Raw genomic sequence first — 22254 nt, 5'->3', positions numbered from 1 at the left:
GCGAATCGAAAACTTCTCCCAGACAAGGCAGATCATGTCCGCGATCGTTGTCACCCTCATCGTCCTGGTTCTTCTCGCCGCGCTGAGCAACCGACCGGGGTTGAACTTCTATGCGCGCAGCATGGGCGGTTCGGGGCGCTAAACGCGTAGCTGTCCGTGCTCGTGGTTCGCGCTCGCCCGCGCGACTGCCGCTCGCAGGTGATAGTCGATGATCGCCAGCGCGAACAGACCGAGCGCCAGGTTGTAGAGCGCTCCGAAGCCGTCGAGCGCGAAGTCGACGAGGGCGTTGGCCATAGTGAAGACGAGCGCCGCCATCCGTAGCGCGCGCAGCGGCCAGACGCGGTCGGTGTGGCGGCGACCGATCATCGCCGACGCCGAGCACGCGAGCGTCACCACGCCGCTCACGAAGAGAATCCATGCCGCGGTGGGGTCGCGACTGAGTTCGAGATAGATCCCGTAGTCACGGTGATTCACGTACAGCGCGAGCGCACCCACGATGACCGTCAGTGCGGAGCTGATGACCAGCAGCCAGCCGATCAGCGTCAACCACCAGCGTCGTCGGAAGAAGCTCGGGATCAACGCGAGCGCACGCGCACGCACCCGGGTCAACCGGTCCGGGGTGTCGACGCTCGCGTCGAGTAGACCGCGAATGTGCGCCACGAGTGCAGGATCGGCGTCGCGCGCCTCGGCGAAGTCAAGAAGGTCGGCGGCCTGGCGGCGTCGACTCTCCGGAAGTCCGTGCGCCACACCGTCGGCCGCGATCACCGCTGCGTTCGCGATCGCCTCGGGCACCGATGGTCGCTTGAGATCGCGGACGAACCGACTGATCAGCAAGATCAGCACCACCAGCAGGTACATGATCTCGGCCGATGGACCGTAGAAGTAGTCGTTGTCCTTGGTGACGAACTTGCCCACTTCGTCGAGGAACAGCCCGAATCCGATACCGCCCATCACCACCGCGACGACGCGAGGCGTCGAACCGAGCAGGAGCCAACCGAAGACCAGCGCGAGCATCATGAGCGCCCCGCCCCACAGTGCGTGGGCGATGTGCAGCGTGCCGTTTCCGATCTGCGGGTAGCCGGTCAGACGCAGGTAGGCACGCGTCACGAGGATCGTGCCGATCGCGAAGATGAGGAACCACTGCACCGCCGCTGTTCCGTAGACGCTGCGCACGAGGACGGTTGTTTGCCGAGCCGACATGAGGCGATTGTTGCGCGTGACGGTGCAGCGTGAGTTCGAAATCGGACTCGGTCACTAGAATGGCGTGATGTCCGACCTCGGCCGTTGGGAGCTTGAGCCGTTCACGTACGACGAGGTCGGCGCGACCCGCGGCACGCCTCCGGCGCGTGCTCACGTCGTACGGGCTGAGCGCCTCGTCGGTCACGGCCAGTCCGACTTCGACACGATCAGCGACGCGGTTCTCCGGTACGGCATGCAGCGAGGTGCCGGGCTGCAGGTTCACGCGAGTACGACGTCGGCGCAGGTCGGCACCGTCATCGTCCTCACCGCGTGGTTTCTCGGGCCGGTTCGCATTCCTTGTCGGGTGGTGTACGTCGTCGACGAGCCGGATCGTGCCGGGTTCGCCTACGGCACACTTCCCGGGCATCCGGAGAGTGGCGAGGAGTTGTTCGCGGTCGAGCTACGAGCCGACGGCTCGGTGGTCGCGACGGTCCGCGCCTTCTCTCGTCCTGCCCGCTGGTACACCCGCCTCGGCGGTCCCGTCGCGCGTCTCGCTCAGCGGCTGATGACCCGGCGATACTTGGCCGCGATGGCGCGACTCGGGGGCGGCTTGCGGGGATGAGCGCGAGCGAAATTCTGTAGCCCCTAGTCATTCCCGCCCGTAGCGTCACGGCGATGCGCCTCTACGTCGATGACTTACGCGACCCGCCCGACGACACCTGGACCGTTGCCCGATCGAGCGCCGAAGCCTTGGCGATCTTGCGGAGCGAGGCGGTCGTAGAAGAGTTGTCCTTGGATCACGACCTCGGCGGCGACGACACGACGCGGCCGATCGCCCTCTACCTGTCCGAGCACGACCAATGGCCTCCGATCGTGCGCGTGCACAGCTCGAACCCCGTCGGAGTGGAATGGCTTGTCGGAATGGCGGAGCGCTACGGGCCTGGGGTCACCCGCTGAATCGGTCCCAGGCACTCAAGGGTTCGGGCTACCGTCATCGAAAGCAAAAGACCATCCGGCAAGCCGGATGGTCTTTTTCGAGTAGCTAACTGGTGGCCAGAGTCGGGATCGAACCGACGACCTTCCACTTTTCAGGCGGACGCTCGTACCAACTGAGCTACCTGGCCAGGAGGTCCGGCGTAAAACCGAAACCTTTGGCGACCCTGACGGGACTCGAACCCGCGACCTCCGCCGTGACAGGGCGGCGCGCTAACCAACTGCGCCACAGGGCCATCTTCAATTTTCCTGCTCCCCCGTAGAGGACCAGTTGTACCCCCTACGGGATTCGAACCCGCGCTACCGCCTTGAAAGGGCGGCGTCCTAGGCCGCTAGACGAAGGGGGCCGGTTCTCCGTTGGGAGCCGACTTAGCTTAGGACACCGCTCGCGCAATTCACAAATCAGCTGGTCAGACTGCATTTCGCACGAGTTGACGCCCTCCGAACACCATACCCGTATCCGACGCCGACGGCATCGACAATTGCAAGCCCACCGTCGATGCACCGCCGCGTAGCCGACCTGTAAACTCACTTCCTGCGTCGGCCGCAGCGCCGAGGCGTCCGCCCCTATAGCTCAGTTGGTAGAGCTACGGACTTTTAATCCGCAGGTCGTAGGTTCGAGCCCTACTGGGGGCACTCATGACGGAGTCCGCGCTGGCACGCGGCGAGTCCGTCGAGCGTTCCGCTGAACGTCGTCACGCGGCTGCCAGCGAGGCAGGTCGGTCGGCGCGGGCCGCGGCGGATTGCTTGAAACGCCAACTGGCGTACAGCACCTCGGTTGTGTAGCCCAGGTCGAGCGGTCCGGGGTTTTCGGGGACCACCGCGTCGTCGGATATCGCCGCGGGCCGCCAACCGTGTGGCGCACTGATCGGCGGCGCCTGTTCGATCAGCTGCCCATTATCCTGACGATGAAATGTGAACTGCTGCAACGCATGCGCCGTGATCGAGAACTCGCCGCGATGCAGCGCGCGGTGATGCGACGAACACAGCAGCACCAGGTTGTCGGGAGTCGTGGCACCACCACGCGACCAGAACCGGACGTGATGCGCGTGTAGATGCTTAGTCCGTCCACACCCCGGGTAGCGGCACCCACCATCGCGAGCGAGGATCGCGCGCAGCGTCCGCGTCGAGGGCGTCCGCGTTCGACGGCCCCACGACGTGATGCTGCCCTGCCTTCCGTGACGCACCTCGGTCTTGGTGCCCGAACACGACGCCTCCGCCTCCTCGACCGCTGAGAGCGCAGGCCCACCCTCGACGTACGAGTCAGCCTCAGACGACTGGCTGTGCACGACCACCTCGGCCCCGGGAGTGAACGTCGGCACGTCGATCGCCGACTGCATCGTCTCCGCCATCAGCACCACCGCGGGCGCAATGTTGGCAGGGGTATGCCGCCACAACCGTTGATCGGCGGGCTCGAGGCCGGCCTCCTCGATCTCGGCCTCCCGGTCAGAATTACCTGCCGAATCAATCTGTGCGGCAACCAGATCCGTCACCGACGGTCCGGCGTCACCGGGCGACGTGCGCGTTCGTTCGTATTCGGCACGCACCGTCGCTGCAAGGAACGACGCCCCGTCCAATGCCGACAACCGCATGCGCACCGACAACGTGCCGTCGGAATTCCACTCCCACGACGCCGTCGATTCGACCTCGCCCTCGCTCGCCTCTCGCTCACGCTGATCGATCGAACGAATAGCTCTCACGACCCGCTCGAGCTGAGCAGCGTCGGCAGACAACGCGACGCTGAGCAACTCGTCCTCGCGGTCGGGCATCACGACTCGCGTCAGCGCACGCACCTTCGAATACGACAGTCGGCCCTCGACGAACGCATCCCGAATCCGGGGCACACCGTCGAGCGTGCGCGCCACCCGCACGTACTCCTGTGCCGTCCGCGGCGACAAGCCGGTTCGCAGCGTCAACCAGTGCGCACAAGAAATGATCCCCTCGCCCGTCCACCCTTTCCTGCGATCGAACTCGGACAGCAGCAGCAAGAACCGCCCTGTCAGGCTCGCGATCTGACTGGCGTGCCCCACAAGGCGGTCTGCGATCTGATCCAACTCCAACCCGGACGGGTCGGCGTCGTCGAAAATGGTTGTGCTGCTGGCGTTCACGATGCCCCCTGACAATCGACAACATGTTCGAGTATCAGAGTATCGGTGGGCACCGACAGAGAATCTGGAGTTCGACCGCCGGTGTCGTGACTACTCGTCGACGAGTGTCAGCGTGACGTCGATATTGCCGCGCGTGGCGTTGGAGTACGGGCACACCTGATGGGCCGCAGCGGTGAGTGCCTGCGCGTCGTCTGCGCTCAGCGCAGGCAACGAGATCTCCAAAACGACGGCCAGCTCGAACCCGCCGGAGTCGTTGGAGCCCAACGACACTCGGGCGCCAACGGCCGAGTCGCTGACGTCGGCCTTCTCAGCCCGCGCAACGGTGCGCAGCGCACTGTGGAAGCACGCGGCGTAGCCGGCTGCGAAGAGCTGCTCCGGATTCGTCGCGCCGCCGGGACCTCCCAGCTCCTTGGGGATAGCGAGGTCGAGATCGAGTTGTCCGTCGCTCGTCCTGGCGTGACCGTCCCGGCCTTCGCCTGTCGCAAGCGCCTCGGCTGTGTACAGAGTCTTCATGGTGACATCCCTTCTTTTCAGCGAGCCTGGTTGGCGCGCAACACATCAGATAGTTGGTGCAGTGCCGCACGCAGCTCGACGGCCGCGTCGACGTCGAAGTCGGCATCGGATTCCACAGGATCGGTCAACGCGTCGACCAAGGCGGCCATCACGCAGTCAGACTTTTCGCCCAGCGCCGCGCCCGATTCGGTGAGTGACACGATCGTCGACCGCTCGTCGTCGGGAGACCTGTGACGTTCCACGTGTCCCATCGACTCCAAACGACGAACCAGTGGTGACACGGTGCCCGAGTCCAGTTGTAGACGCTCCCCGAGCCGGCCGATCGGGACAGATTCTTCCTCCCACAGCACCAGCATCACGAGGTACTGCGGATACGTCAGTCCGAGTTCGCGCAAACCCGGTCGCTCGGCGGCGATGATCGCGCGCGACGCGGTGTAGAGCGCGAAGCACAGATGGTCGTCGAGGCGAATCTTTCCCACGTGAAGAAGACTAGGCCCGATTTAGATTGTGCACAACCTAGTTGCTCGCAATATTTCTGTGGGCGACGTCATATCGACGCGCAAGGAACGTTCAGCGGAACGCCGTGACGTCGTATCGGGCGCAGACGAATCCCTGATTGCGCGCGAGGTCACGCAGTTCGAGGTCGCACCTCGCGGTGAACAGTGGACGCCCGGAGCCGAGCAGCACGGGCGCGATCGACACCACGAGTTCGTCGAGCATTCCCGACGCCCAGAACTGCGCGGCCAGGTCGCCACCGCCGACGATCCAGACGTCACGTCCGGCAGCGGCGTCGACCAGTGCAGCGCGATGATCCGCAGGCGACCCGGACACCACGCGGATGGTGTCGGCGACAGCAGTCAGGTCGCGCGTACTGAAGACGAACGTCGGGACCTCGTACGGCCACGGATTACCCTGTTCCACTTCATGTTCGACGAGCCACTCGTACGTGGTCGACCCCATCGCCAGGGCTCCGACGTCGCCGATGAACTCCGCGTAATTCATCGGACCGTCCTCGTCGATCGGCTGGCTGAGCAACCAATCGAGCGAGTCGGCCGTGTCGGCGAGGAAACCGTCGAGACTCGTGGCCGTGTAGAAGCGGAATCGCGTTGCCGCACTCATCGAGCACCTCCTACCCTGCAGTGTCGCATTCACCGCCGAGTACCGCTTCGATTCTGTTGGCACACACCTCGGGAAGCAGTCCGCCGAGCCCCATGGACCTGTCGAGGCGTATGAGCGGAAGTCCGAGCAGCAACGCGCTACTGATGAAGTGAAATGTCATGTGCTCAACCCGCCCACCAACCGCATCCTCGTAGCGGGCTATGGTCTCGGCGGCAGTGGGTACACCCGGCGATGGCGCGTGCCCCTCATGCGGGCTGCTGATCCAATCCGTGGTCAACATCCATGCAATGTCGGCCGCCTGATCTCCGAGGTATGCCATCTCCCAGTCGAGCGCCGCTACCGGCTCGAAGTCTCTGCCGAACAACAGATTCGACATTCGAGCGTCGCCCCAGCACAGGCCGATTCGACGTGGTTCGTAGAGATGGGCGTCAAGCCAGTCGAGCCCGCCCAGCAGTCCCGGATGAATGGGCTCACCCGCATACGCCCATTCGATAGACGTGCGCAGATAGCGCGCGAGGCCCTCAGGGCCCGGTGACGAATCGGTGTTCAGACGGAGGAAGCCCAGACGGTCTCGCCCGACATCGGCACGATGTATCCGCGCGATCATGTCCACGCAGCCGTTCCACAATCGAGCCCGGCCCGCATCGTCGGTGTCGGCAAAGATTCCCGCCTGATGATACGGAGGAACATCACCGACGGTGTAGACCGAATCGACGAAATCCATGACTAAGTACGGTGTTCCGAGATCGGCAGGGTCAGCCTCAAAGAAGCGCACCCGCGGCACCGGCACATCGGATTCGGTGAGCCGGTGCATCACACGGAACTGCTTTTCGAGGTCGTAGTCGGGCAGGATCGCCAGCCGGGGAGGTCGTCGCAGGACGTATCGCCGAGTGCGCGACCGTGTGTCCGGCTCGGCAACCCCGTCTACGGTCACGATGAACGTCTCCGTGGAATACCCCGTCTCCGTTCGCACACAGGAGATCACATCGGCCGACGCCGCCTCCGCAAGTCTCGCTCGAAGAATGGGAGTCAGCACCTCGGCCAGATCCGTTTCAGCGCAACGCTGTTCGACGTCGTGTTCCATACCGCTCACCATCCGGTGTAGCCGTAGCGCGGATACGCGCCGAGAAAGACCATCTCGACGAGCCCGTGGCCGACCTTGCCGTCCATCCGAACCTCACACAGCGTTTCGCTGAGCATCGAGGCCGGCCGGATCTCGTCGATCTCCAGAGTATTGACGGTGAAACTGTCGATGAAATCCGTTCCACGCCAATACCCGCTGGCATAGCCACGATAGTCGTCGTAGCCCGCGATACCTGGCCAAAAGTCGGTCAGCGGCTTGACTTCGATCTGAGAGCGAGAACGGTCGTCGCGAATGATCGAGAAACTACCTCCGCTCACGACACGCAGATCATCGCGGAAAGTCAGATCGTGCTCGACATCGATGAGGCGGCCGGGAGCGCGTTGGGTGTCACTCGGATACAGGAGCTCGCCCTCGAACTGGGTGCGACGCCCCGCGCTGTCCTCGCGCTGTGCGAAATGCACAAGCTGGTCGTCGAATTCGAAGATTCCCATGTAGTAGAGGACCCCGTCGGGGATCTCGGTGGGCTGTCGCTCCGGGCCCTCGGAGATGCTGCCGCCACCCCCGCCGTGACGCACACCCCACGAGTGGTCGCGGCCGAACCACCATTTCCGCGAATCGATCTCGATGCGCTCGTCCCCGATGGACAAGAATCCCTCGACCACACCATTCTGATAGAAGCGTCGTGCGTCCTCGAGCACGCGTCCACGACTGCGATGAAACGCCGGCGTCTGCTCATACGCGTCGAACCGACCACGTAGACTCAGATCCAGCGAGATTCCGGACTCGTTGGGCGCCAGACGAACTCGCACCGCACGCAGAGGCTCCTCGATCTCGTAGGTGAACGGTCCGATCTGGTAGACGCCGAGAGCTCCGGCACTCTCCGGCTGCAATTCGGTCGACATTCGAGCAACGTGCGCGGTGCCGTCTTTTCGGGTGACCATCGCGTAGGCATCCGTCACATTGCGATTGGGATATCTCGCCATCCCGGTCATGACATTGACGTCACCGGAAATATCGAAGCCGTACATGACGATCCGCTCGACCCAGCGCAGGTCGCTCTGACCGACATGGTCGAACGTCGTCGCCATTTGGTGGCACAGGATCTCATCGTGAGGAACAAGCAACGGTCACACCCTTCGTCGGATTATCGTTACATGCTGACACGTAATGTAACTACGAGGAGCCGCTTCCGATAGATTCGCTTCATGACGTCAGCGACCAGCGGCACCGGCCGCCCCCGCGATCCCGAGAAGGATCGTGCGGTGATCGCGTCGACCAAACAGCTACTGCTCGACGAGGGATATCGAGGCGCGACCGTCGCGGCGATCGCGCGCCACTCGGGGGTTGGTGCACCTACGATCTACCGGCGCTGGCCGCGTCGCGAGATGCTCATCGAGGATGCCGCCTTCAGGCAGACGGACAGCGTCTCGCTACCCGAGGACCAGGGTGATCTGAAAAGGAACCTTCGGGCATGGGCGACAGTGTTTCTCGCTACGCTCGCCGACCCCGTGACCCGAGCAGCCCTACCGGGCTTGATCTCCGACTATCAACAAGACCCGGAGTTGTACCAACGGCTCCTCGACCGTGCCGATTCGGGCGCACGAGCGGTATTCGTCGAGCGACTGGCTGTCCACGTAAGTGGTGATGATCCGGCCCAGGTCGAACAGAGACTCGACGTGGCATTCGACATCCTCGTGGGCCAGACGCTGCTGCAGGCTCTCACCTTCGGTGAGACCGGGCGCGACGAGTTCTGCGACCGCACAGCCCAAGCTCTGACCGCCATGCTGCTCTCGCAGACCTGGACCTGACGACTGCACCGCCACCCGATCCGAGGATCACCGAACCACTTCGCGATGCCCCGCATCGAGGCGTCGTGTCCAGCCGCGCTCGTCGAGGTGCTCGAGCAAGGGGATGGCGACGCGGCGCGTGGTGCCCAATGCCTTTCGGGCCTCGCTCGTCGTGAAGGGCTGATCAATAGCAGCCAGAACCCGCATCGCCAACGCAGGCGATCGAGGCGAGAGCACAACACCGTCACGTAACCGAAGTAGCCTGTCGAGGCGCTCGGCTGCCGCCAGTTGTTTGGGGCCGAGCCCGAGTGCGGCGAGGTCGTCGGCTTCCGGCGCGGCAAAGGCATCGTCGGCAAACCGACGCTCGAGTGCCGCGATGGCTTCCTCCGCATCGCCGAGTCCGCGCGCCACACCGGGTTTCGACAGGAACCCGCCCGCATGGTCCAGACCGGCGTCGGCGATGAGAGGCGCGACAAGCGCATCCGACGGTAGTCCGACGACGCCTCCCACGCTTGCGCGAGGCAAACCCTCTGCGAGCGAGTCTCGTTGATAGACAGCATCAACAGCGTCGCGGAGCCGTTCGACCCACTCCGCCCACGCCTGCTCGTCGACCCACCAGTCCCCGACAACGCGCACGCCCTCGGGCGGCGTTGCCTCGGCTCCGACGACACCGAGCCGTCGCAGATGCTCGACGGCTACGGCACCGCGACGCTCGACCTCACGTCGTGTGTCGCCTCGATCACTCATGCCCGACAACGCATCTGCTCGACGCGCCGCATCACCGCGACGCCGCAGGGGCGGTGGCTCCGCATCCACCACGACACCCCCACCGATCCGACCGCTGCCCGCGTCGCGGAGCACCAGTCGATCACCGAGAATCAGCGGAACGGCTCGCTCGAGCGTGATCCGCGCGTGGTCGGCGTCGAACGGGCGGAGCCGAACTCGCAGCGCGGCCGTGCCGACATGAACACTCAGAGCGCTTGGTACCGAGTCGAACTCAGGACCACTGACACGTCGAATGTCGACACAGTCGGTCAGCCGCCACACCCCGGGACTCAACAGCAGATCACCCCGCGCGACGTCCGACGCCGACACGTCGCGCAAGTTGATCGCCACCCGGCTCACCGGCCCGACACGTTCGCGCGGCGTGTTCTCACTCTGCACACCACGCACGGTGACCGATCGAATGCCTCGGCCCGTCAACACATCCAGCGTGTCACCACGTCCCACCGACCCGGCCGACAACGTCCCGGTGACCACGGCACCCGCACCTTTGATGGTGAACGCACGGTCGATCCAGAATCGAACGGGTGCGGCATCTGAGGGAAACGGGTTGCGCTGCAGCACGTCTGCGATCGTCTCGCGCAGCTCGTCGATCCCACGCCCCGTCAACGCCGAGGTGACGACGACAGGTGCGTCGGCGAGACCTGTCCCCGACAATTCGTCGCGTGCCTGCGCGACGACGTCGGAGATCCGCTCCGCGTCGGCGAGGTCTGCCCGCGAGATCACGAGCACGCCACGATCGATGCCGAGCGCGGCGATCGCATCGCGATGATCCGACGACTGCCTGCTCCACCCCTCGTCGGCAGCGACGACGAACGCCACCACGGGCGCCGGACCGATTCCCGCCAACATATTGCCGAGGAATCGCTCGTGACCCGGAACGTCGACGAATGCGATGTCGGCGCCGGATGGTGTTGCCATCCAGGCGAATCCGAGGTCGATCGTCAGTCCTCGACGTCGCTCTTCGGCCCAGCGGTCCGGTTCCATCGTCGTCAGGGCACGCACCAACGCACTCTTCCCGTGATCGACGTGCCCCGCCGTGGCGACGACGTACACCTCAGCCAGTCGCCCCCGACACGCGGACGACGCCGAGCGCATGCGCGACCGCTTCGGCGAGAATCTCGTCGTCCGTCTCCGGGATGCATCGCAGGTCGACGAGACATACGCCGTCGTGGACACGTGCGAGCACTGCGGGAGTGCCGACGCGCAACGCCTTGGCGGTCTGTTCCGGCAGCGCAATCGCCCAGCCGGGCAACGGAACTCCCGGAGCTCCTCCCCCGCCTACCCTGCCGTCGTGGGGCACCACGTTCACGCCTTCACCGACTCTTGCGGTGACCGCCTCGGCCCGCTGACGTAACCGCCCGTTGTCGGCGTGCAGGTACTCGGCCACCGGCGGCAGAGGTCCGACGAGCGTCGCCTCCATCGCCGCGAGGGCGAGCTTGTCGGCACGAACCGCCCGCGCGAGTGGATGTTTCGACAGTCGACCGACCAGATCGGCGTCGCCGAGCAGGATTCCGGCCTGCGGACCTCCGAGCAACTTGTCGCCGCTGGCGATCACCAGATCGGCGCCTGCGGCCAGCGCAGACGACGCGTCCGGTTCGTCGGGGAGCGCGGCGTCGGGGACGAGGAGTCCGCTCCCGAGGTCGGCGATGAGCGGAACGCCCTGGGAGGCCGTCAGTTCCGCCAGCTCGGCGATGGTCGCCTCCGCGGTGAATCCGCTGACCCGGTAGTTGCTCGGGTGGACCTTGAGTACGCAGCCGACGTCACCGTCTGCGAGTGCTGCGGCGTAGTCGCGCAGGTGTGTGCGGTTGGTGGTCCCGATCTCGCGCAGTCGCGCACCGGTCGACTCGATGAGGTCGGTGAGCCGAAAACCCGCGCCGATCTCGATCATCTCGCCGCGACTGATGACCACCTCGCGTCCGGCCGCGAGCGCGGTGGTGGCCAGCACCATCGCGGCAGCACCGTTGTTCACCATCAGGGCGTCGCCTGCGGCGGGACAGGCGCGCAGCAACGCCTCGCGGGTCGCGACGCCGCGACGCGAGCGCGTACCCGACTCCAGGTCGAGTTCGACGTCGACGTAGCCGCACGCATCGAGGACCGCATCGCGTGCGGCCGTCGACAACGGTGCTCGACCGAGGTTGGTGTGCACCACGACCCCCGTCGCGTTCAGCACCGACCGTCCGGTGCCGACGCGGCGTCGGACGAGTGTTTCCCGAATGACTCCCAGCACGTCGTCGGGATCGACGTCGCCTCGCCTGGCCGACTCCTGAACATCGCGGACGACGCCGCGGACGGCTTGCTCACCGAGTCGTCGTGCAGCCGTGGCGATCTCGGGATCGGCCAGCAGATGGTCGGTGCGCGGGATCCGCCGTCGGGGATCGGATCGGGTCACCGCGCCTCCTTCAAGAACAAGCTGTGGCGGAGGCGGACGGGAATCGAACCCGCCAGACCGAGATACTCGACCTCCTCGGTTTTGAAGACCGGGGGGCCCACCAGGAACCCAGACGCCTCCTCGGCGACCATACCGCCGATCTGGCATCACCCCTGCAATTACCCTCGGTGAGATGAGCACCGTCGAGACGAATCCGGATTCGCAGAGCCCGACGATCAGGTTGACCGGCTACGCCCACGGTGGCGGCTGTGCGTGCAAGATCCCGCCGGGCGAGCTCGAGGCCGCAGTCGCGGGGTTGACCGGCCAGAGCGGCGACAACATCCTGGTCGGCCTCGACGACGGCGACGACGCCGCAGCCGTACGCATCCGCGACGACCTCGCCGTCCTCTCCACCGCCGACTTCTTTACCCCTGTCGTCGACGACGCCTACGACTGGGGACGCATCGCAGCCGCGAACGCACTCTCCGACATCTACGCAATGGGCGGATCGCCCGTCGTCGCGATCAACCTCGTCGGCTGGCCGCGCGACCTTCTGCCGATGGAACTGATGACCGAGGTGCTGCGCGGCGGACTGGCCGTCGCAGCGCAGGCCGATTGCCCGGTGATCGGCGGCCACAGCATCGACGACCCCGAGCCGAAGTACGGCATGGCCGTCACCGGTGTCGCGTCGCCAGACGCGCTCATCCGCAATGACGCCGCGACCGTCGGACTGCCGATCACCCTGACCAAACCGATCGGCGTCGGGATGCTCAATAACCGGCACAAGCAGACCGGCGAAGTATTCGACGCCGCGATCGACGTCATGACAACACTCAACCGCGACGCCGCCGACGCCGCCCTCGCTGCAGGTGTCCGCGCGGGCACCGACGTCACCGGATTCGGATTGCTCGGGCACCTCCACAAACTGACGAGGGCCTCGGGGGTGCGCGCGGTGATCGACGCTTCTGCCGTCCCCCTGGTCGACGGCGCCCGCGACGCGCTCGACGACGGATACGTCTCGGGCGGAACTCGCCGCAATCTCGACTGGGTTCGCGACCACCTCGACGTCGGACGCGGTGTCGACGAGAACGACCTCCTGATGCTCGCCGACGCCCAGACGTCCGGCGGGCTGCTGCTGGTCGGCGAAGTACCCGGATACCCGATCATCGGCGAGATCGTTGCAGTTGCAGGGACTGAAACGCCAGGTTCCGGGATCGACATTCGCTGACACTGACCCCCTGGCGCTCTATTGTTTCTACACACGTCGAGTCCGAGGGGGAGACGGGTGCAGCGTCGCAGCGCTATCGCGGTCTCGGAATGGCTGCGTGACTCAACGCCACTGCAGTGGCGCGTCGCACTCTTCGATCAACTCGGAAATGCACCCCTCAAACGGCTCGTGTTGTCGCTGGGCGCGGCCCTGTTGGGATTCGCCTCAGCGGCCGCTGCCGCGTCGTCGAGCTCGGGGTTTTCGCCCCTCGTCGAGAACATTCTGCTGGTCACAGCCGTCGTCGCCGCGACGCTGGTCCTCCGGTGGTGGCTGCTTCCGCTGCCGACACGAACCGAAAGCCTTCTGGTACTGGTGTTCGCCGACGCCGTGATCGCAACCGCATGCTTTGGGCATCACGACCGCATGCTCGGCATCGCAGGCGTCACCCTTTTCTCGATCATGAGCGCATTCGCGGTGTTCTTCTGCACGCCACGGTCACACATCCTGCACGCGACATTCGCGTCCGCAGTCATTGTGAGTTTGATCACGTTGGTGGCTATCGACGACGGGCGGCCGATGCTGTTGGTGGCCATGTCCAAGGGCATCGCCCCCCTTGCCCTGGTGGCACTGATCATGCCCTCGATGCACTACTTCTTCTGGGTTCTGGGCACCAACGCCATGGACGCCGGCACCGATCCGCTGACGCGCTTGGCCAATCGGCGAGGCCTTACGCGATACGTCGGTGGGCTCGACAACTCAGCCCGAACGGTCTCGGTGATCATCATCGACATCGACGGATTCAAGGCGATCAACGACACCCACGGCCACCAGGTCGGCGACCTGGTGCTCGTGCGCGTGGCAGGTCGGATCATGGAGGCGTGTCATCGGCTGGCAGGCATCCGCAATGTCATCGCCTCGCGAACCGGCGGCGAGGAGTTCGCCGTGATTCTCGACGACGACCTGCGCACCGCCCGTTCGCTTGCCGAGCGCATCCGCATCGGCGTCGCAGCCGACACCTCACCGTCGGTGACCGTCAGCGTCGGAATCAGCGTCACCTCACCGGACGTCAAGGCGAACGTCGACCGACTCCTCGAAGACGCCGACGCCGCCATGTACCTCGCGAAACGACAGGGCGGGAATCGCGTGGTGGTGGCGCCGTCCAACGACCACCGACCACTGGCCCGACACGCTCGGCGCGAACGCCACGACGCGATCAGTCCGCAGTCGTGATCGAGTCGTCGGTGAATCCGGCGGCGCGGCGAGCGGCGAGGCGTCGCTTCTGCGGTTCGATCGTGTAGCGCGGGTCCTTCGCCGACTCGATGCCCGCGTGGAACACACCGAACCTGGTACAGGCCGACGCCGCGAGCAAGGCGAGTCCCGACGCGGCTGACGCGACCCGCGAACGACCACTGAGCAGTGTGCCCACTCCCCCGATGACCGCCAGGCGTTCTGCCCAGCGCATCAGCGTGCCTGCCTTGCCGTGGTGGAGCGGTTCTGCGGCAATCGGATCTATGCGCGCTTCCATGACGCGGGTGGCCGCCACATCGCCCACCACGCCGAGCACGGCCAGCGTCCGTGCCGGGCCCACCTCGTCGAGCGGTGTGGTGACCAGGGCCAGTCCGCTCGCCGCGAGACTTGCCGAGCTGACGAAGACAAAGGGCAGGTCGCGGTGCATCGCGTTCCACGTCGGTGTGGCCGTATCGCCCAGCAGCGCCGCGGTGTACACGGCGAGCAGCGGCCCCATCGCGCCGCCGACGAGTCCCGCCGGCGCCTCCACGACGTGCAGAACAGTACGCAACGGTCCGAGCGGAAGTCTTTCTCGGAGAAGCCGATCCACTTCCGCCGCGGCCGCGACCCCGATGCCGCCGGAGAAGCCGGACAGTATCCATGACCCGACGCTCATCGGCGACGTCACCTTGAAGGTGCGCAGCATGTTGTAGAACCGATCGGGTCGGCCCAGGTCGGCGATGAGCGCAACCCCACCCAGCCCGGCCGCGGCGAGACCACTGAGACGGGCGTTGCGGCGCAACACTTCTCGCCCCGTGAACTGTGCACCCGCCGCGAGTACTCCCGACCCACCCGCGACGCCACCGAGGAACAGGTACGCCGCGACCTTGTCGTCCCACGGCGCAGGCTTGACCACGTTGTGTCCGTAGTAGCCCTCGACGTCGACCTTCTCGAACTCGACGTCGGGCACCATCGACATCTCGCGCGCGCCGTCGCCCTGGCCGAACAAGCCGCGTCGACGACCCTTGCCGCCCTTGCGCTTTCGGCGACCGGGCTCGGGCGGGCGCAGCGAATCGTAGTCGGAGGTCATCGCTTTCTGCCGGTCAGGAACGAGACCGCCGCCGCGGCAACCATTCCGAGGGCGGCAGCGCCCGCTCGTCGGTACATGGTGGGGAGGTCGGCCGTGCACACGCGTGGGTCCGGCGGAAGGCCGTAGACCTCGGGCTCGTCGAGGAGAAGGAACACCGACCCGGTGCCGCCGACTCCGTCGTTGGAATTCGCCCCATAGAGCCGGGCTTCGGTCATCCCCTGCGCGTGTAGTTGCTCGACGCGTTCGCGCGCGGTGTCGACCATGTCGTCGTGATCGCCGAACTTGATCGACGTCGTCGGGCAGGTCTTGGCGCATGCGGGCGTCTCGTCGTCGACGAGTCGGTCGTAACAGAGCGTGCACTTCTGTGCCACACCACGTCTGGGCACTGGAGGCTGCTCGCCCTTGCGCTGCCCCTCGCGCGTCGTCGGCTCGACGGTGCCGTCGGATCGACGTTCGACGACGCCGAAAGGGCAACCTGCGACACAGGTTCCGCACCCGTTGCACACGTCGTGCTGCACGACGACCGTCCCGAACTCCGTGCGGAACAACGCGCCGGTCGGGCACACGTCGAGACAACCCGCGTGCGTGCAGTGCTTGCAGACGTCCGACGACATGAGCCAACGGAACTCGGGCGTGTCGGGCGGGGTGGTGTCCACGGCGTCGGGAATCGTGGCGTCGGCCGAGATAGTACCCCCGGGCATCGTCGGCATCCCCAAACCGACCAGGGCACGGCCGGATTCGCGTGCCTTGTCGATGCGGTCGCGGTCCTGCTCGATGAATGCGACGTGTCGCCACGTACTCGCACCGAGCGCGACGGTGTTGTCGTACGACATGCCCGTCAGCTCGAGGTCGCCGTCACGTGGGTTCTGGTTCCATTCCTTGCACGCGACCTCGCATGCCTTGCAGCCGATACAGATCGACGTGTCGGTGAAGAACCCCTTGCGCGGACGTTCGGCGTCGCCCCAGTGCGCGTCTGCACTGGGATCGGTGGGACCGGACAGTTGATGACTCATCTCGCACTCCTCACCATCGGGTGAACCCCTCTCCGTCCGCATCATCGGAATCGGTTGGCGGATAGATTGTCTCGTGCTCGGGATCGGTGATGCGCACGTTGTCGGTCTCGGGTGTCACGCCTGCGCGCTGCTGGTAGTCGTGCACCAGGTCGAGTAGCGCCTGCCCGTGAGGTCGACGCCCCGCGATCACCTCACACGACCCGACCTTGGACTCCTGGATCTGGACGTTGGGGTCGAGCGTGACACCGATCAGGTCGTTCGCGGCGTCGCCACTGACGACGGCGTCGCTGCCGACGCCCCAGTGATAGGGCAGACCGACCTGATGGACGTCACGTCCGTTGATACGCAACGTCTTCACCCGATCGGTGACCAGTACACGTGCCTCGATGGCCGCGCGCGGCGAGATGATCGTCGCCCAACCCTCGTTGACCAGCCCGCGTTCGGCGGCGAGTGCCGGGGAGACCTCGCAGAACATCTCCGGTTGCAGCTCGGCGAGATACGGCGACCAGCGACTCATCCCGCCCGCGGTGTGGTGCTCGGTGAGGCGGTAGGTGGTGAACACATACGGGTAGACGTCGACGCCTTCGTCTCCCGCGCTCGGAGCGTCGAGATTGTCGTTACGCGCGAACATGATTCGTGCGGGGGCCTGCTGCTGCGGGTACAACGCGTTGGCGACCGGCGACTCCTGCGGCTCGTAATGCGCGGGCAGCGGGCCGTCGACGAGCCCCTTGGGCGCGAAAAGCCAACCCTTGCCGTCGGATTGCATGATGAACGGGTCGTCGCCCGCGAGTCCCTCAGCTCCCCCGAGATCGGGATCGGGGCGGGCATCGGGCGCCTTGTCGACCGGGAAGTCGGGCACGTCGTCGCCAACCCACTTGCGCGCCTGTGCATCCCACCAGATGTAGCGCTTGCGCTCGCTCCACGGTTTGCCCTCGGGGTCGGCGGAGGCGCGGTTGTAGAGAATTCGACGATCCGCCGGCCACACCCAGCCCCACTCGTGCTGGCTCACCGAGTCGCCGCCGTGCGGTACCCGCCGCGCGGCCATGTTCGTCGCGTGCGCATAGATGCCGGTGTAGATCCAGCAGCCGCCCGCCGTCGAACCGTCGGCCTTCATCTGCGTGTAGCTGGTGAGATTCTCGCCCGCGTGCTCGCCAGATGTGAAGTAGCCGTTGATCTCCGAGAGCACCGACTCCGGTTCGGGGTTGCCGTGCTCGTCGAGCGGGTAGTCCCATGTCATGTCGAGGAGCGGTCGGTCGCGCGGGTCGTCGGAGTCGGCCAGCCGCGCGCGGATGCGCTGCCCGAGTTCGTAGAAGAAGTCGAGTTCGCTCTGCGCCTGTCCCGGCGGCGCAACCGCCTGATGCCGCCACTGCACCATGCGTTGGGTCTGGGTGAACGAGCCGGCCTTCTCGACGTGCGTTGCTGCAGGCATGAAGAAGATCTCGGTACCGATGTCTTCTGTGCGCAATTCGCCGGAGGCGATCTCGGGTCCCTCCTTCCACCAGGTCGCCGACTCGATCATGTTGAGGTCACGCACCACCAGCCACTTGAGATGGCTCATCGCCAGGCGCTGCTGTCTGCCGTTGGCCGATCCGACGGCAGGGTTCTGGCCGAGTACGAAGTAGCCCTCGACCTCGTCGTCGAGCATCGACACGGTGGTCTGATATGTGCCGGCGGGCCCGTTCAACCTGGGCAGGTAGTCGTAGCACCAGTCGTTGTCGGCAGTGGCGGCGTCGCCGAACCACGCCTTGAGCAGGCTCACCATGTAGGTGTCGGCGTATGCCCAATACCCCTTCTGTTGTGGCGATCCGACGCCCGCGAGGTACTCGTCGAGAGTGTCGTGCTTGCCAACCGACGGCATCGGCAGATAGCCGGGAAGCAGGTTGAACAGGGTCGGGATGTCGGTGGAACCCTGGATGCTCGCGTGTCCGCGCAGCGCCATGATGCCGCTGCCGGGGCGACCGACGTTGCCGAGCAACAACTGCAGGATCGCCGCGGTACGGATGAATTGGGCGCCGAGGGTGTGCTGCGTCCAACCGGTCGCATAGCCGAAACACGTTGTGCGGTCACGGCCGGAGTTGTCGGCGATCGACTCGGCGAGGTAGGTGAACTCCTCGACCGAGATCCCGCACATGTCGCGGACCATCTCCGGCGTGTACCGGGAGAAGTGGCGTTTGAGGACCTGGAAGACCGTGCGCTCATCGGTCAACGAGTCGTCGCGGAGCACGTTCGCGTGTTCGAGAGGCGGACCGCCCGAACCGTGCTGGTCGCCTGCCGCACGCGCCGCTGCCGTCTCGCCGTGCTCGTCGCCGCCTGGCGATTCGATACCGGGCGATTCGATGCCGCCGCTGTCCTCTGCGTCGGCGTAGGCCCACGTCGACGGGTCGTACTGTCCGGTCTCGGGGTCGAAGCCGGAGAACAGTCCGCCGAGGTCCTCGGTGTCGCGGTACTCGTCGTTCACGATCGTCGCGGCGTTGGTGTACGCGACGACGTACTCACGGAAGTACCGCTCGTGGGTGAGCATGTAGTTGATCAGCCCACCGAGCAGCACGACGTCGGAGCCGACACGGATCGAGATGTGCTTGTCGGCGTTGGCCGACGTCCTGGTGAACCGCGGGTCGACATGGATGACCCGCGCACCACGCGAGCGCGCCTCAACCACCCACTGGAAGCCGACCGGGTGCGCCTCGGCCATGTTGCCGCCGATGAGCACGATGCAGTCGGAGTTCGCCATGTCCTGCAGTGATTGCGTTGCGCCGCCGCGTCCGAATGAAGCTCCCAAACTGGGAACGGTTGCGGAGTGTCATATGCGCGCCTGGTTCTCGATCTGGATCGCGCCCGCCGCGGTGAAGAGCTTCTTGATCAGATAGTTCTCTTCGTTGTCCAGGGTCGCGCCGCCGAGCGATGCGATGCCCATGGTGCGTCGGAGTACGCGCCCCTGCTCGTCGGTGTCCTGCCAGGTTCGACGACGCGACTCGACGAAGCGGTCGGCGATCATGTCGATGGCGGTATCGAGATCGAGGTCTGTCCACTCGGTCGCGTACGGCGCGCGGTAGCGAATGGTGCGCTGCCGCATCGGATTGTTGACCAGTTGCTCGCTCGACGCGCCCTTGGGGCAGAGGCGTCCGCGCGAGATCGGCGAGTCGGGATCGCCCTCGATCTGGATGACGCGTTCGTCCTTGACGTAGACCTTCTGCCCGCAGCCGACTGCGCAGAACGGGCAGACGCTCTGCACCACGCGGTCGGCGGTGGCGGTCCTCGGTTCGGTTGCGCGGGTGCGCGCCGACTGCACGGCCGGACCGCGGCCGAACTTGTCGCCGGTGCGTAACTGCCGGAAGACCGGCCACTCCAATGGGCTGAAGGAGGGCACGTAATAGACCCTACGTCAGATTGCACCCTTGTCGGGGTCACCCGCGGGCACGGCGTCGAACGTCTTGATGTCGAGCGGTGCGGCGAGCAGATCGTTCAGCGCTGCGCCGAGTTCGGCGAGGGCGGCTCCCTTGCCGTGCGTAGCCAGGGCGTCGAACGACTCCCACTTCTCGATCATCACCAGATCGGTGCCATCGCCGGTGGCCTCGTGCAGTGAGTACAGCTGGCAACCCGGCTCGGTCTGCACCTTGGGGACCGCCGCGATCACTGCCTCGCGCACCGCTGCCTCCTGTCCGGGCTTCGGCGATAGCGTTGCGACGACGATGACGGGCGACATATGCACTCCTACTTGGGGTTCCGCGCCCAGTTGGATTTCCGGGCGCACTCAACGCTACGGGCGGCAATGGCTCACGTCCCGAATTTCAACGGAACTCAGATCTCAGACAGCGAAGGTTCGTTGCGCTCGCACCTATTTCGAGCTTCCAGTGGTCTCGATGATGTTCACTTCAACCTCTGGAGCAGTCACGCTCCCACCTACTGTGGTGTCATATGTCTTCGAGCCTTTGACTACTATCCACATGGTGACGAGGTCGTCCTCTACGATGTCGACAAAGGTTGCTGCGCCGGCTTTGGCGATTGTGTTGATATTCATCTCGTAATAGTCGACTTGCGCGCCATCCGTATCTGCGCGGATCGTCGAAGACCCCATCGCCGCGTCAGCCTGAGTGACGTGGCCATAGATCACGTATTTTTCGCCCACGTGGGAGTCCGGGTTCTTGGCGACGAGTTGCCAACCACGCGAATCAGTAGCTTGGTAGGTCGACTTGTCGAGATCTGCGGCCCGTTGCTGCTCCATTTCACGCTGAGCCGACTGGGCTGCTGCGGCCTCCCTGGACTGCTCGGCGGGGTCGACTGTTGTCGACTGAGCAGCGCCAGAGGATGCACGGTTGGTCTTGTTCGCCCCTTTGTCAGATGCGGCTACCGATACGGCGACGGCGACCACGACTACCAGCGCAACTGCACACAGCGCCCCTATCAGGTACCAGATCTTCCGAGAATTTTTCTCCTTGGTCGCCACCGGCGGGGGCGCGACGCTGGAAGTCGGATCAATCCCCGGCGCTTCAGCAGTCCCCGGCGGCTCTGAGGGAGTGTGCGTATCCGTTGTCCATTTGTGGCCGTCCCACCATCGGTAGCGACCGCTACGCGGACTCTCCGGGTCGGGATACCAGTCGGGCGGCGGAGTAGGCGTGGTCATCGTGATCTCCTTCAGACTCGCGGACTGCACGCGCGCGAGAAATGCGATCACTGTAACTGCTGGTCAGGACCGGTGACGCTCCTGGCGAGAAATCTGGCACAGACTTGCACAAGATTTCAAATCTGCGCTCCTTGTAGGAGATTCGGCCTCAGATGGAACGTCGGATGGCGTCAGTTGCCGCTTACGAGCACCGGGGATTCGAGCGCGACGGCGTCGACCGCCGCGACGAAAGGCGGCAGGAAGTTCTCGACGCCGATCACGCAGCAGGCGTGGCCGCCGTCGACGTCGAATCGGCGTGCACCGGGGATGCCGTCGACGAGAAGTTGCTGACGCTCGGGTTCGACGGTGTGATCCCTCGTCGACACGACGACAGAGGTGGGCACGTCGATGTCGCGCAGCCACGAGCTGGAGTCGAAGTTGCCAAGACCCTCGCCGAAATCGCCCGCGTGCGAGAGCGGCGTCGAGAGGAACTGCTTGGTGGCCCAGATGCTCGTGTGTTTCGCCGGGCGGTCGAGGCTGGCGTCGGACGGGCGGGGCAGCGACTCGTAGATCGGGCGCAGGATTCGTCCGATACGGGCGTCGCGGTCGCGCCGGTGCGGATCGCGTTCGCTGAAGAACGGCCCGGTCGAGCACAGCACGAGTCCTGACACCCTGCGCGGGTGTCGACGCCAGACGAGCTGTGCGATGCCGCCGCCCATCGAGAAGCCCGCAGCGGTGAACCGGTCGATGCCGAGAACGTCGGCGAGCGCGACGACGTCGTCGGCGCAGTCGCGCAGATCGAAACCCTCGGCCTGAATGCCTCGGCCGTGCCACCGCTGATCAAGTGTGATGACCCGATACCGACCGTTGAGCTGCGGAATCGACGGATACCAACAGAGAAGGCCGGTGGTGAGCACCGAGTGCAGCAGGAACACCGCCGGCGCGTCTTTCGGCCCGGAATCGGTGACGTAAGTCGTTCCGCGGCCGGGCAATTCGACATGCCGCCCGGCGGGAAGGTCGCGTACCGGGTAGGGCGTCGCAACGTGACGAACGCCGCGCACGATCCGCTGAATCGACGACGGCGTCGAAGCCTCGGTTGTCGGGGAAACGTCTGCACTCACCCGGTCAACGGTACGCGCCCACGCTGCGGGTTCGCTGAATTCGGCGCGTCAACGAATGT

20 protein-coding genes and 5 tRNA genes are annotated in these 22254 nt (G+C 65.4%); 6 read left to right on the top strand and 19 right to left on the bottom strand.

The window, feature by feature from the left end:
• Window positions 1–138: 138 nt before the first annotated feature.
• On the bottom strand, window positions 139–1200 hold the full coding sequence (locus tag ABW18_RS04575) for a hypothetical protein (protein ID WP_049697788.1): 1062 nt from the start codon (window positions 1198–1200) through the stop codon (window positions 139–141).
• 67 nt (window positions 1201–1267) lie between these two features.
• Between ABW18_RS04575 and ABW18_RS04570 the strand changes: the two genes are divergently transcribed.
• On the top strand, window positions 1268–1801 hold the full coding sequence (locus ABW18_RS04570) for a DUF1990 family protein (protein ID WP_049697787.1): 534 nt from the start codon (window positions 1268–1270) through the stop codon (window positions 1799–1801).
• Between the two features lie 53 nt (window positions 1802–1854).
• Window positions 1855–2136: a cyclic-phosphate processing receiver domain-containing protein gene (locus ABW18_RS04565; protein WP_049697786.1), complete on the top strand. Its 282-nt coding sequence runs from the start codon at window positions 1855–1857 to the stop codon at window positions 2134–2136.
• 90 nt (window positions 2137–2226) lie between these two features.
• On the opposite strand, the gene ABW18_RS04560 is transcribed toward ABW18_RS04565, so the two are convergent.
• The 3 genes from ABW18_RS04560 to ABW18_RS04550 form a co-directional block, all read right to left on the bottom strand.
• Window positions 2227–2303 (bottom strand) — tRNA-Phe (locus ABW18_RS04560).
• Between the two features lie 28 nt (window positions 2304–2331).
• Window positions 2332–2408 (bottom strand) — tRNA-Asp (locus ABW18_RS04555).
• A 38-nt stretch (window positions 2409–2446) separates the two neighbouring features.
• Window positions 2447–2519 (bottom strand) — tRNA-Glu (locus ABW18_RS04550).
• 216 nt (window positions 2520–2735) lie between these two features.
• Between ABW18_RS04550 and ABW18_RS04545 the strand changes: the two genes are divergently transcribed.
• Window positions 2736–2808 (top strand) — tRNA-Lys (locus ABW18_RS04545).
• 59 nt (window positions 2809–2867) lie between these two features.
• Here the strand turns inward: ABW18_RS04545 and ABW18_RS04540 are convergent.
• The 6 genes from ABW18_RS04540 to ABW18_RS04515 form a co-directional block, all read right to left on the bottom strand.
• Window positions 2868–4280, bottom strand: a complete 1413-nt coding sequence (locus ABW18_RS04540) for an HNH endonuclease (RefSeq protein ID WP_231894250.1) — start codon at window positions 4278–4280, stop codon at window positions 2868–2870.
• A gap of 90 nt (window positions 4281–4370) precedes the next feature.
• Window positions 4371–4793, bottom strand: a complete 423-nt coding sequence (locus ABW18_RS04535) for an organic hydroperoxide resistance protein (RefSeq protein WP_005204332.1) — start codon at window positions 4791–4793, stop codon at window positions 4371–4373.
• Window positions 4794–4810: 17 nt separating this feature from the next.
• Complete coding sequence (locus ABW18_RS04530; protein WP_049697784.1) at window positions 4811–5272, bottom strand: MarR family winged helix-turn-helix transcriptional regulator; 462 nt, start codon at window positions 5270–5272, stop codon at window positions 4811–4813.
• A gap of 91 nt (window positions 5273–5363) precedes the next feature.
• Complete coding sequence (locus ABW18_RS04525; protein ID WP_049697783.1) at window positions 5364–5912, bottom strand: dihydrofolate reductase family protein; 549 nt, start codon at window positions 5910–5912, stop codon at window positions 5364–5366.
• A 10-nt stretch (window positions 5913–5922) separates the two neighbouring features.
• Window positions 5923–6996, bottom strand: coding sequence for a phosphotransferase family protein (locus ABW18_RS04520; RefSeq protein ID WP_049698061.1), 1074 nt, complete (start codon window positions 6994–6996; stop codon window positions 5923–5925).
• A gap of 5 nt (window positions 6997–7001) precedes the next feature.
• A complete protein-coding gene (locus ABW18_RS04515) occupies window positions 7002–8120 on the bottom strand; it encodes an Rv3169 family protein (RefSeq protein ID WP_049697782.1) in 1119 nt (372 codons plus the stop codon).
• 81 nt (window positions 8121–8201) lie between these two features.
• On the opposite strand from ABW18_RS04515, the gene ABW18_RS04510 reads away from it, so the two are divergent.
• Complete coding sequence (locus ABW18_RS04510; RefSeq protein WP_049697781.1) at window positions 8202–8804, top strand: TetR/AcrR family transcriptional regulator; 603 nt, start codon at window positions 8202–8204, stop codon at window positions 8802–8804.
• A 27-nt stretch (window positions 8805–8831) separates the two neighbouring features.
• Here ABW18_RS04510 and selB read toward each other — a convergent pair whose 3' ends face one another.
• The 3 genes from selB to ABW18_RS04495 all read right to left on the bottom strand — a co-directional run bounded on the left by selB (window position 8832) and on the right by ABW18_RS04495 (window position 12078).
• Window positions 8832–10622 (bottom strand): selenocysteine-specific translation elongation factor, encoded by a 1791-nt coding sequence (gene selB / locus ABW18_RS04505; RefSeq protein WP_049698060.1) that lies wholly within the window; start codon window positions 10620–10622, stop codon window positions 8832–8834.
• A gap of 1 nt (window position 10623) precedes the next feature.
• The gene (gene selA / locus ABW18_RS04500; protein WP_049697780.1) at window positions 10624–11958 is read right to left on the bottom strand and encodes an L-seryl-tRNA(Sec) selenium transferase; all 1335 of its coding nucleotides are present in this window, start codon (window positions 11956–11958) and stop codon (window positions 10624–10626) included.
• Between the two features lie 24 nt (window positions 11959–11982).
• Window positions 11983–12078 (bottom strand) — tRNA-Sec (locus ABW18_RS04495).
• Window positions 12079–12130: 52 nt separating this feature from the next.
• Here ABW18_RS04495 and selD point away from each other — a divergent pair.
• The gene (gene selD, locus ABW18_RS04490) at window positions 12131–13165 is read left to right on the top strand and encodes a selenide, water dikinase SelD (RefSeq protein WP_049697779.1); all 1035 of its coding nucleotides are present in this window, start codon (window positions 12131–12133) and stop codon (window positions 13163–13165) included.
• A gap of 57 nt (window positions 13166–13222) precedes the next feature.
• A complete protein-coding gene (locus ABW18_RS04485) occupies window positions 13223–14374 on the top strand; it encodes a GGDEF domain-containing protein (protein ID WP_049697778.1) in 1152 nt (383 codons plus the stop codon).
• Here ABW18_RS04485 and nrfD read toward each other — a convergent pair.
• The 6 genes from nrfD to ABW18_RS04450 all read right to left on the bottom strand — a co-directional run bounded on the left by nrfD (window position 14358) and on the right by ABW18_RS04450 (window position 22135).
• Window positions 14358–15461, bottom strand: coding sequence for an NrfD/PsrC family molybdoenzyme membrane anchor subunit (nrfD, locus tag ABW18_RS04480; protein WP_049697777.1), 1104 nt, complete (start codon window positions 15459–15461; stop codon window positions 14358–14360). The two genes, ABW18_RS04485 and nrfD, sit on opposite strands and share 17 nt — an antisense overlap.
• Window positions 15458–16474 carry a 4Fe-4S dicluster domain-containing protein gene (locus ABW18_RS04475; RefSeq protein ID WP_049697776.1) on the bottom strand — a complete coding sequence of 339 codons (1017 nt, stop codon included), beginning with the start codon at window positions 16472–16474 and terminating at the stop codon, window positions 15458–15460. The genes nrfD and ABW18_RS04475 overlap by 4 nt, the downstream gene beginning before the upstream one ends.
• Window positions 16475–16484: 10 nt before the next feature.
• Window positions 16485–19841, bottom strand: coding sequence for a formate dehydrogenase (fdh, locus tag ABW18_RS04470; protein WP_197494556.1), 3357 nt, complete (start codon window positions 19839–19841; stop codon window positions 16485–16487).
• A gap of 15 nt (window positions 19842–19856) precedes the next feature.
• Entirely contained in the window at window positions 19857–20177 is a 321-nt protein-coding gene (locus ABW18_RS04460; protein WP_049697773.1) for a putative quinol monooxygenase, read from the bottom strand.
• A gap of 132 nt (window positions 20178–20309) precedes the next feature.
• Window positions 20310–21095 carry a DUF2510 domain-containing protein gene (locus ABW18_RS04455; protein ID WP_064866269.1) on the bottom strand — a complete coding sequence of 262 codons (786 nt, stop codon included), beginning with the start codon at window positions 21093–21095 and terminating at the stop codon, window positions 20310–20312.
• Window positions 21096–21265: 170 nt separating this feature from the next.
• Window positions 21266–22135, bottom strand: coding sequence for an alpha/beta fold hydrolase (locus ABW18_RS04450; protein WP_082938034.1), 870 nt, complete (start codon window positions 22133–22135; stop codon window positions 21266–21268).
• Between the last annotated feature and the right edge of the window lie 119 nt (window positions 22136–22254).

The organism is Gordonia jacobaea, assembly GCF_001186365.1.
In the GTDB taxonomy this organism is placed as follows: domain Bacteria; phylum Actinomycetota; class Actinomycetes; order Mycobacteriales; family Mycobacteriaceae; genus Gordonia; species Gordonia jacobaea.
This window is presented reverse-complemented; position numbering and strand designations above follow the sequence as displayed.